The 9677-nt window shown below is 65.4% G+C and carries 11 protein-coding genes and 1 pseudogene; 2 read left to right on the top strand and 10 right to left on the bottom strand.

All coding sequences use genetic code 11. From position 1 onward, the window contains the following. Positions 1 to 59 precede the first annotated feature (59 nt). The 4 genes and pseudogenes from E1288_RS35915 to E1288_RS35900 all read right to left on the bottom strand — a co-directional run bounded on the left by E1288_RS35915 (position 60) and on the right by E1288_RS35900 (position 4039). Positions 60 to 845: a reverse transcriptase domain-containing protein gene (locus E1288_RS35915; protein WP_207954745.1), complete on the bottom strand. Its 786-nt coding sequence runs from the start codon at positions 843 to 845 to the stop codon at positions 60 to 62. Between the two features lie 518 nt (positions 846 to 1363). After that, positions 1364 to 2137, bottom strand: coding sequence for an ISL3 family transposase (locus E1288_RS48300; protein WP_207954744.1), 774 nt, complete (start codon positions 2135 to 2137; stop codon positions 1364 to 1366). 120 nt (positions 2138 to 2257) lie between these two features. Continuing rightward, positions 2258 to 3357: pseudogene (locus tag E1288_RS35905) on the bottom strand (IS256 family transposase); the annotation flags it as partial. A 274-nt stretch (positions 3358 to 3631) separates the two neighbouring features. Next, the gene (locus E1288_RS35900) at positions 3632 to 4039 is read right to left on the bottom strand and encodes a RidA family protein (protein ID WP_132493140.1); all 408 of its coding nucleotides are present in this window, start codon (positions 4037 to 4039) and stop codon (positions 3632 to 3634) included. A gap of 65 nt (positions 4040 to 4104) precedes the next feature. Between E1288_RS35900 and E1288_RS35895 the strand changes: the two genes are divergently transcribed. Continuing rightward, complete coding sequence (locus tag E1288_RS35895; RefSeq protein WP_132493139.1) at positions 4105 to 4725, top strand: TetR/AcrR family transcriptional regulator; 621 nt, start codon at positions 4105 to 4107, stop codon at positions 4723 to 4725. A gap of 234 nt (positions 4726 to 4959) precedes the next feature. Next, positions 4960 to 5280: a hypothetical protein gene (locus E1288_RS35890; RefSeq protein WP_132493138.1), complete on the top strand. Its 321-nt coding sequence runs from the start codon at positions 4960 to 4962 to the stop codon at positions 5278 to 5280. Between the two features lie 24 nt (positions 5281 to 5304). On the opposite strand, the gene E1288_RS35885 is transcribed toward E1288_RS35890, so the two are convergent. From E1288_RS35885 to E1288_RS35865, 6 genes are all read right to left on the bottom strand, one after another. Next, positions 5305 to 6063, bottom strand: a complete 759-nt coding sequence (locus E1288_RS35885; RefSeq protein ID WP_132493137.1) for a class I SAM-dependent methyltransferase — start codon at positions 6061 to 6063, stop codon at positions 5305 to 5307. Beyond that, on the bottom strand, positions 6060 to 7340 hold the full coding sequence (locus E1288_RS35880; RefSeq protein ID WP_132493136.1) for an asparagine synthase-related protein: 1281 nt from the start codon (positions 7338 to 7340) through the stop codon (positions 6060 to 6062). Before E1288_RS35880 ends, E1288_RS35885 begins: the two co-directional genes overlap by 4 nt. Positions 7341 to 7439: 99 nt before the next feature. After that, the gene (locus tag E1288_RS49960) at positions 7440 to 7571 is read right to left on the bottom strand and encodes a hypothetical protein (protein WP_268951994.1); all 132 of its coding nucleotides are present in this window, start codon (positions 7569 to 7571) and stop codon (positions 7440 to 7442) included. Positions 7572 to 7592: 21 nt separating this feature from the next. After that, entirely contained in the window at positions 7593 to 8207 is a 615-nt protein-coding gene (locus E1288_RS35875) for a non-canonical purine NTP pyrophosphatase (RefSeq protein ID WP_132493135.1), read from the bottom strand. Then, entirely contained in the window at positions 8204 to 9142 is a 939-nt protein-coding gene (locus E1288_RS35870; protein ID WP_132493134.1) for a hypothetical protein, read from the bottom strand. Before E1288_RS35870 ends, E1288_RS35875 begins: the two co-directional genes overlap by 4 nt. Continuing rightward, positions 9115 to 9675, bottom strand: a complete 561-nt coding sequence (locus E1288_RS35865) for a P-loop NTPase family protein (protein ID WP_207954743.1) — start codon at positions 9673 to 9675, stop codon at positions 9115 to 9117. The genes E1288_RS35870 and E1288_RS35865 overlap by 28 nt, the downstream gene beginning before the upstream one ends. Positions 9676 to 9677: the final 2 nt, after the last annotated feature.

Genomic DNA, 9677 nt, shown 5'->3' with positions numbered 1-9677 from the left:
CTGCCGTTACCAGCAACGCACGTCGGGGCGAGGACCGATCAACGGACACTGACCGGGGATTACACCATCGACAGCATCGAACCTCCCTTGGTGCATCCACTCACAACCGTGCGACCTCGCGTCGCACTGCCTCCTTGCGGTGTTCCGGAGATAGTTTCGTTCCGGTCGCCGAACTCGGTCATGATCCCGGCTTTCAGGAACGCCTTCACCAGCGCCAGCACCCGCTTGTCCTTCACCCGCACCCGAACCCGGTCCATCAAGGCCGTGTGATCGATGCGGTCGAAGCACGCCTCGATATCAGCATCCAGCACCCACCGGTATCCCTGGGAACCGAACAGATGAATCTCGGCAATCGCGTCGTGCGCACGCCGGTTCGGCCGAAACCCATACGAGCACGGACGAAAGTCCGCCTCGAAAATCGGCTCCAGCACCAGCTTCAACGCAGCCTGCACCACCCGGTCGGTGATCGTCGGGATCCCCAGCCGGCGGAGTTTCCCGCCGGTCTTGGGGATCATCCGCTCCCGCACTGGCAGAGGCCGGAAGGCCCCTTCCTTCAGTTGCGAGCGGATGCGGCTCAGGTGCGCTGTTACCCCGGAGGATTCGACGTCGGCGGCTCGCATGCCGTCCACGCCCGCCGCCCGGGCTCCGGTGTTGCCCGCGACCCGTTCAAAGGCCACCACCAGAGTGGCCGGGTCGCCGACGAAGTTGAACACATCGTCGAACCGGAAGCCGTGATCGGCTACCGCCCAACGGTGCAGCTTTGTCTGCATCCTCCGTACCCGCAGCCACGCCGTGTCGGCATCGGGCCACGCGACCGGGGCATCCACCCCGGATTCTCCGGACATTGCAGTACTCTCCCTTGCGATCTCGCTGCCGCCCTTCCCCATGTGCCAGGCTTTCCCCGGCTCGGAGTACTACGGCGGCTCCGCCCCTCCCACGGCCTGATCGGCAGACGGTGTGCCCAACCCAGTCAGTCCACTTTGGACACATGGGCGAAGGGCAAGACCGAGGAGGTTCCCGTGTTCACTGATTGATCGCTCGTCGAAGTAGGCACCCGGCTATACCCCCGCGGCCTCTCCACGGCTACGCCGCAGTCCTTCACCGTGGCCTCCCGGATGGTCTGGCATTCACCACCCGGAAGTTGCTCGTCCTGGAACAAAGGGCGAGCACGCACCGCAACCAGCCCACATCTACCAGATTCGAGCTGATGTCACCTTAGGAGGCTTTAAACACCGGTTCCTCTCGTATACCTCTCCGTCTCGCTTGCCGGACCCGCACCATCTGGCAGTACTGACACGTCCCGGCTTTGTCGGGGCCGCTTGCCACCCTCCCCGGCACCTCCCGGATCAGGCTGCCCCCAGCTTCACCGACCTGCTGCGACAGGACAGCGGCGAAGGTCTCTCACCTCCACTCGATCAACCAGCGCCTCACGGCGCACGTGCCAGAGATGCCATCGGTCACTGGCCTGCACCGCTTTCGGGGCGCCCTGGCGGATGGCCTCGGCATAGGCTGCCGATCCGTCACGGCAGACCACCTGGGCGCCGGGGTGTTCACGCAGCCATGCGGCCACAGTGTCGGCTTTGCGGTCCGGGAGCACGTCGAGGCGGCGGTGAGTGACCGCGTCGATCAGCAGCGTCGCATACTTGCGGCCCCGCCTGATCGCGAAGTCATCGACACCGAGCACGGCGACTGTTCCGACGTCGGGTTCGGGTAGCGCGTGGACCAAGCGCAGCAGCGTGCTCCGGCTCGCCGCCATCCCCAGCCGGGCCACCAAACGCGCCCCGGCTCTGCCCGCCAGTGCCAACCCGATGTGTTCCAAAGCCTTGCGGCACATCGTAGTTCGGCGGGCGTGCTTGGAGGTCAGGTCGTCGACCTGTTCGGTGAACGTCCGAACAGGACAGTCAAGGTCATCACAGAAGAACCGGCGCACCTGTAATCGCAGCGTCACTGGCTGGCCGGCCATAGAGACGTCAGCCAGCCCGCGGTCATAGCGGCTGTGAACCCGCCGCGACCTACCGCCGCAGGACGGGCAGATGCCATCGTCGGCCTTGACACGTGCCCAGACCAGCACGCCTGCCCCGGACCGCTCGATCCGCTCGACCATCACGCCGGCCAGGTGGGGCAGCAACGAGTCCAAACACTGATGATCACATGCCGACCATGATCACAAAGACCCGAACAGCACCAGCCACCAGGCCGACAGTTGATCACGCAATCAGCGACAGAGCCAAGTTAACGGTGGATCGCGTTGATGTGGTTACTTTCTTCCTACGGACAGGCGTCCGTCGAAGGCGATCTCGAACGCGTTCAACGCCGCCTTCCAACGGGAGGTCCAGCGTTTAGGCCGGCCCCGGTGGGATCCAGCGACATGATGGCCATGTAGACGCATTTGAGTGCGGCCTGCTCGTTGGGAAAATGCCCGCGGGCCTTGACCGCCCGGCGGATGCGGGCGTTGACACTCTCGATAGCGTTGGTCGAGCAGATGACCCGCCGGATCTCGGTATCGAAGGACAAGAACGGGACGAACTCCGACCAGGCGTTCTCCCACAGTCTGACGATCGCCGGATACTTGCCACCCCAGTCCTCGCTGAACTCGAGAAACCGTTCCATGGCGGCGGCTTCGGTCGGCGCGGTGTAGACCGGCTTGAGGGCTTTGGCGATCTTGTCCCAGTGCTGCCGGGCCGCGTACCGGAATCTGTTGCGGATCAAATGCACCACGCAGGTCTGGGTCACCGCCTGCGGCCACACCGTCCCGATCGCCTCCGGTAGCCCTCGCAGCCCGTCGCAGACGACCATCAGAACGTCTTGCACGCCACGGTTTTTCAGCTCCGTCAAATGCGCCAGCCAGTCTTTGGCGCCCTCGCCGCCGTCGCCGGCCCACAGGCCGAGGATGTCGCGGGTGCCCTCGGTGGTGACCGCCATCGCGACATAGACCGGCCGGTTGGCGACATGCCCGTCCCGGATCTTCACGTGCACCGCGTCGATGAAGATCACCGGATACACGCGGTCCAGTGGCCGGTTCTGCCACTCGGCCATACCCGCGAGGACCTTGTCGGTGATCGTGGAAACGGTCTGCCTGGACACGCTCGCGCCATACACTTCGGCCAGGTGCGCCGAGATCTCCCCGGTGGTCAGGCCTTTGGCCGCCAAAGACAGCACCATCTCGTCCACGCCGGTGAGCCGGCGCTGCCGCTTGGCCATGATCTTCGGCTCGAAACTGCCATCCCGGTCTCGTGGCACGTCGATGTCGATCGGCCCGACATCGGTGATCACGGTTTTCGACCGCTTCCCGTTACGCGCGTTACCGTCCGAGCCGGCGGCCGGGGTGTCGCCCTTGTCATAGCCGAGGTGATCTGTGCCGGGGGCACTGTTCTGCGTTTCCGAGTACTTCCCCTACTCGGATGTGACGGTCAGCGATAGTTGTCACTTGCCAGCGATAGTTGTCACCAAGATCGTTGTTGATGCTGGTTCGGCGATCAGCGGGTCAGTAGGTGTCATTGGCGGGGCCGACCTTTGATGGGCTCGTCGGCATGAACGCACGTTGCCAGAGGCACGATCAGCGGCATGAGAAATACGTGGGCCGCCGGCTGCTGCATCGAGGTCGGTGCTCGCCCTTTGGCAGGCGCAGGTGTCAGTCGATGATGGCGGTGGCCTCGACCTCGACCAGCAGGTCTGGTTCGCCCAGCGCGGCGACACCCAGCAGGGTGATCGGCTTGACGGGGTCGACCCCCAGCTTCGCGGCTGCCCTGGCCACGCCTTCGCCCAGCAACGGCATCTTGTCGGGGGTCCAGTCGACCACGTAGATGGTCAGCTTCGCCACGTCGTCGAATGATCCGCCGATCCCGGCCATGGCCGTGCCGATGTTGAGGTAGGCCTGCTCGACCTGTGTGGCCAGATCTCCCTGGCCGACCGGGTTTCCATCGGCGTCGCGGGCCACTTGCCCGGCCAGGAACACCAGCCTTGATCCGGTGGCGACCGACAGCTGACGGTACACCTCGGGTTTCGGCAGTCCGTCCGGGTTGACCAGCTCCACGGCCATAAGGCACTCCTCGCTCGCACAAGATCGACAAGCCTAAACATAGCATTGCTATGTATTGTGGCGCCATGGTCAGAACGAAAGACCCCGCGGTCCGCACCCAGTTGATTGAGCGGGCCGCGCAGATGCTGCGAGCTCGGGAGCCGGTCACCCTGCGCTCGGTCGTCGCGGGTACTGGCCTATCGACCATGGCCGTCTACACCTACTTCGGCGGGATGGACGGTCTGTGGCAGGCGATGCGCCAGGAGGGGTTCACGCGCCTGGCCGCCATGCTCAACGCGGTCACGCTGACCGCGGACCCTGTCCGAGACCTCGCCGCCCTCGGGGCCGCATACCTGTCCAACGCCCTGGCCAACCCCGACCTCTACCGGGTCATGTTCGACGCCGGCTTCGAACCGGAGGACCCCGCGGCCGCGGACGAAACTCTGCGCTCCCTGGTGCGCGCCGTCGAACGGGCGAAAGACATCGGTCGGTTCCGCCCTGATGTGGACCCCCTGGCCCTCGCTACACAGAGTTGGACCATTGGCCACGGACTGGTGTCCCTGGTGGCAACCGGCCCCTTGCCGCGCCAAGCGCTCGACTATGGCGCATCCATGCTCACCGCCCTGTTCACCAGTTGCGGCGACGACCCCGACACTTGCCGCCGGTCAGTCGAACTCGGCTGGCACCCCAACCCTCACCCGCGATGACCCCGGCAAGCAAACCCTTCACTCAGACCTCGTCGAGGTGACAAATACCGCTGCGACAACAAGCTCTGACAACCGCCAGCCTTGCCAAGTACCGCTGACCGACGGTGCCAACTACCGGTGACACTCTGCCCCGGACGTCCTGTTCGCAACGCGGCTACAGTGCCAAGTACCGCTGACCGTCACATCGGAAACGAAGGCGTGCTGTCGGGGCACGCACCACCTATATTAGACCATATGTTCGATCAGGCCGCCCGGCCGCCGGAGCACTCGGGCGACGACGAGGAACGACGTCCCCCGACGCCGGTATGGGTCGACCTGGCGCGGTTGTTCCCGGTCACCCGCCCCATCGAGCCGTTTCCGGCGGGCTGGGACCTACAGGCGCGCGTTCCTGGAGAGCTGCTCGCCTGGCGCCGCAACACCACGGGCCATCTCGTCGCCGAGGTCCAGTTTCGGGTACGTCGCGGTGACGGCAGCGGCGGCGGGATCTGGCACACCATGTGGGTGCCACGGGCGGTCGTGAGTCTCCGTGCGGACGCACCGGCCCGACGGACCTGATCGGCCAGTGTCGACCCGAGCCTGTCATCCGCGGTAGCGGGCGGCAGTGAAGAGTGCCCGCGCCGAGTTCTGGCTGTGCTCGTTGCGATGGGCGGGGTCGGCGAACTGCTCCAGGACGTCGAACCCGGCCTCGTCGAGGTAGCCGGCCAGGACATCGGCGGCCATGACCCGGCGGGTGATCACATCGGAGTGCCGTTCTCCCGTATCGAGCACCCACTCCCGGTACATCGTTGTCAGCTGCTTCTCGGCGTCCCAGCAAACCCGTGTGGTGACTTCGGCGTGCAGGCTGCCGGTGACCACGCGGGAGGTGAAGGGCTCGGCCGCTTCCGGTGCTGGCGGGGCTACCGGGGTGAACAGGATGAGAAGCGCGCCTGGCGCGGCGTGTGCGGCGAACGTTTCGCATGCCCCATGGATGTCGGTGTCACCGTGGAGGTAGGCCAGGGAGTTGCCAAGGCAGAGGATCACGTCAGCGGTGATGCCGAGCCGGGCATTGCGCATGTCGCCGACTTCGATCTTCAGTCCTGGATGCTGCTTGCGGGCGTAGTTGACCATCGTCGCTTGAAGATCGATGCCGGTGCAGTCGTAGCCCTCGGCTGCCAAACGCGCGAGGTCCCGAGCGGTCCCGCACCCGACGTCGAGGATCGTGCGTGCCTCGGGCCGGTAGTCGGCGACCAGGCCGCGCACCGCTTGGAGTGGAGCCGTGGCCTCCGACAGGAGTTCGTCATACCAGCCGGGCTGCGCGTAGAGCAGGCTGCACCTGCTGAGGTCGGTCGCGTTGGTCATCGGGGCTCCAGGATCGGCATGGGAGCGGGACACCCTAGCAGGCTGCGCAGGGACATTTCAGTGATCAGCGTGTCGCAGAGGACGCCCGGAACGCGGTCGCTGGCTTCGGCCTCGTCCAGGGCGGCGGCGAGCGCCGGAGGGTTCACGAAACCGTTGTCGACCAACAGCATTCCGTCCCGCAGGAGCCGCCGTGCCAGGGGTATGCCGTGGTGTCGGAGTCCTAGGTGCATGACCCCGAGGAAGGTCTCGGTGCGGTCCGGGTGGGTCACCGATCGTGGAAGTCCAGCTCGGGCCAGGCGTTGACGTAGGAACCGTTTGGAACGGCGCCACCGCACCGGCAACTGCTCGGCGAAGCGCACGAGGGCAGGTGCCGCCAGGGGCGACAGCGGCCACAAGCCGGCCGCGAGATAGTCCGGGTTGTGGACCGCGCTGCCGGTGAGGACAGACGTCGGCAGCACTGGGTGTGGCGCGGTATCGGTGCCCTCGGCCGCGTCCCGGGCGCGGCCGGTCAGCCACGGAACCGGTTCGAGCGGCGGCGGTTGAGATGTGGCTTCGGCGGGGCGGAGCGCGGAAAGCTCGTCTCCCCCCACTCCGGTCAAGCCGACCTGGATTCCGTGCTTCGCAAAGTGCCGACCGAGGGCGGCGAACCCTTCTCGGTAGAACTCGCCGACGTCGTGCGGACGCCCGCTCACGCGGATTCCGCCTGGTGCGAGCGGAGGAAACGCCGCGGCGCGGATCGGCTCGTCCTGGAGCTGGCATCGCGCGGCGACCTCCGTGCGCCGTTGCTGTTGGAGGTGTCCGAGCTCGCCGTCGTCCACGATCAGGCCAGCGCTGACGATCGGCCCGTCGTGAACTTCGCGAAGCGAGAGCGCGACGTTGGCCGAGTCGATCCCGCCGGAGAGCTCCATGCCGATGCCGTCGTGCGGCAGCCGGGTCGCGATCGACTCGGTGAGCAGGCATTCAAACGCCTCGACCACGTCGACGCCCGGCGCGACGTCACGTGCGTGGAGCACGTGGGATGCGGGCTCGGGATAGTTGATCCTCAGCCCTGCGGAACTGAACGTCGCGTGCGCGCGTTCAGTCAGCTGCCAGACCCCGGTGAATGGGGTCGCGGATGTGTAGGGCTGCCGGCGGCTCAACAGGCGGTCAACACCTCGGTCGCACAGTTGGTTCGCGGACAGATGCGGCGCGAGGTCGGGAAACCACCACGAGCCGTGCAGGATCTGCTCGGTGGCGGTGAGGTAGATCGGCGCGGTGCCGTAGGCACTCGCCTCCATCTCCACCCCTCTAGCTCCCACCTGGATCCAGAGGTAGTCGCCAGGCCAGCGAGCCCGCTGGTGTGGGTCGGGGCAATCTTCCGGGAGCGCTCTGCGGTGTCAGCCGGGCGCGGTGCCCAGGTTCGTGGTGATTTCCCGGGCAAGCCGGACGGTGGTCTCCGTCGCTTGCTGCCGCGAGATCTGCACCAGTTCGCCTGCGCGGTCGGTGTCGTGTCCGGAGTATGTGATCACCCAGCGTTTCAGACGTGAGGGTCATCGGTCGGCGGGACGATCCCACCCGTCACACTCATCCGCAAGGCACGCCGGTTCGATGTCAGGGAAGACGTCAGCGAGAACTTCGCGGAGTTGGTCAACAGCCTTGCGGCGATGTGAGATCTCGTTCTTATAGGCCGGGTCCATCTCCGCGTAGGTGAGGGGTTCACCTTTGGGCTGGAAAATGGGGTCGTAGCCGAACCCGTTGCTGCCGCGGGGCTCGGTGGTCAGTGTTCCATCGAGCGACCCGACGAACACTTGGATGCCGTTCGCGTCGGCGTAGCCGATGGCTGTGGTGACAGTGGTCCGCCGGTCGGTCACGGTTGCGGCCATGTCCAGAAGCCCCTGCGCTCCCACTTCTTTGATGACCCATTTGATCAACGCGCCGGGGTACTCACCCCATGCATGAAGGTTCAGCCCTGTGTCGTCAACCAGTACAGGAGATCCAACGGTGTTATAGGCAGCGGCGGCTTTGCTTCGGACGACTTCAGCGACGTCGAGGGATTGGATCTCGACTAGGTCGGTTTTGAACAGGGCGACATCAATCCCCAGGATGTCGGTGAACTCCCGCGCCTTGTTGACGTTGCCAGTGATGAGCGTAAGAGTGCTGGTCATCGGGTCTCCGCAGGTTCGATGATGGTGAGCCAGTGGCAGCTGAAGTGCGTGACGCGAACCGTACCGGTAGACGGTAGGAAGCTACCGCAGACCGACACCCGATCACCGAGGCGGACCGGGGTGGTGAACTTCCACCAAAACACGGCTACTTCGACGGGGCCGTCGTCACCGTGGAGGGTGAAGGTGATCGGGAACAGCGCGCTGTGGCTGATGTCCGTCACCTCTCCGGTGACAACAACCTCGGTGAGGCTCGTAGACGCCGGCGCCACCAGGTTCATCGGCATGGTGCGGGCTGGGTCTCGTAGGCGGATGGTTGTCACCACCTGCGGGGAGAGCTGAAGCGCGGTCCACCGTCGAGAGATGACGGTGGACAGTGAGTTGGAGGGGTGGCGGAACACTTTCTGATAGCGGGCGAGTTGCCGCTGCTGGCGATCAACGGTGACGTCGGTGAATCCCAGCTTCGACCGGATTGCAGGCAGCCGTTCGGCAAGGACGGGCACTGTGTCCGCCGTGTTGCCGTGGATGACGAAATCGACGTCCTTGCGGATGGCGCCGTGCTCTGTGAGGTGCATCCCCAGCATCGCGGATCCGAAGACACCAACAGCGTCGTCGCTGAACACGTTGGCCAGCTCATCGTAGAGGTCTGCCCACACGGTGGATTCCAGCTTCGCGCGGCGGTATCGCGCCGCTGCTACGGGGTCGTGATGCTGGGCGATGTCATCGGCGGGAAGCAGCCGGTAGAGCTGGAGTACATCGTCCGTAGCGGCGGTGTCCTCGAAGTTCTTCCGGTACTGCTTGCCCTGGTACGCCCGGTCTCCGTCAGGGTGGGGTGAGTAGACGTTGTATGCCAGGATGCGGGTCGCGTAATCCAGGGTTCCAACCACGCGGTGGATACGCCCGTCGCGGGTCACAACGTGATCGCAGTCGATGAACATGACCACTCCTCGGTGGTGGTGATGGGGATGCCGTGCTCACGGGCGTCGCGGATCAGGTAGTCCTGGATCACGAGCATGATCTCGACGTGGTCACCCCAGGACTTCCGCTCAGCGAAGGACGTCCGCGCATTCTCCTTGCTGCGTATGCATTTCCTCAGCTCGTCGGCGGATTCGACGACCAGCAGGCTCGCGTGGACGCGGGCAGCTTCGAGGGAGGTCCGGAGCGCGCCGATGATGCCGCTGTGAAGATGGGCCCCTTCGATCACGGCATCGAACCCGTCTCGGGCGAGTTTCGCCGCCACATGCCGGATCGCCGGAGCGACCGCATCAGCGTGATCACGGAATCCCGCTTCGATATTGACCCGCGTGGGTGGCCCGTGCAGTTGCCACGCAGTGTGTGTCACCTCGAACAACGCCGGATGCTGATGCGGCGAGGCGAACGCTCGCTGCGTCTCGCGGAGACAATCCGTGGGCACCACCGTGCGAATGCCACGTTGGTAGGCGAACTCTATTGCCGCCGTTGACTTCCCCACGC

The organism is Saccharopolyspora elongata, assembly GCF_004348985.1.
GTDB lineage: Bacteria > Actinomycetota > Actinomycetes > Mycobacteriales > Pseudonocardiaceae > Saccharopolyspora > Saccharopolyspora elongata.
Note: the sequence above shows the minus strand (reverse complement) of the source record. Positions and strands in the feature narration are given on the sequence as shown.

Bases quoted from the DNA above. Each gene is read 5' to 3' on its own strand.
- E1288_RS35915 (WP_207954745.1), bottom strand. From the start codon at position 845: ATGTCCGGAGAATCCGGGGTGGATGCCCCGGTCGCGTGGCCCGATGCC.
- E1288_RS35900 (WP_132493140.1), bottom strand. From the start codon at position 4,039: ATGGCCGTGGAGCTGGTCAACCCGGACGGACTGCCGAAACCCGAGGTG.
- E1288_RS35895 (WP_132493139.1), top strand. From the start codon at position 4,105: ATGGTCAGAACGAAAGACCCCGCGGTCCGCACCCAGTTGATTGAGCGG.
- E1288_RS35890 (WP_132493138.1), top strand. From the start codon at position 4,960: ATGTTCGATCAGGCCGCCCGGCCGCCGGAGCACTCGGGCGACGACGAG.
- E1288_RS35885 (WP_132493137.1), bottom strand. From the start codon at position 6,063: ATGACCAACGCGACCGACCTCAGCAGGTGCAGCCTGCTCTACGCGCAG.
- E1288_RS35880 (WP_132493136.1), bottom strand. From the start codon at position 7,340: ATGGAGGCGAGTGCCTACGGCACCGCGCCGATCTACCTCACCGCCACC.
- E1288_RS35875 (WP_132493135.1), bottom strand. From the start codon at position 8,207: ATGACCAGCACTCTTACGCTCATCACTGGCAACGTCAACAAGGCGCGG.
- E1288_RS35870 (WP_132493134.1), bottom strand. From the start codon at position 9,142: ATGTTCATCGACTGCGATCACGTTGTGACCCGCGACGGGCGTATCCAC.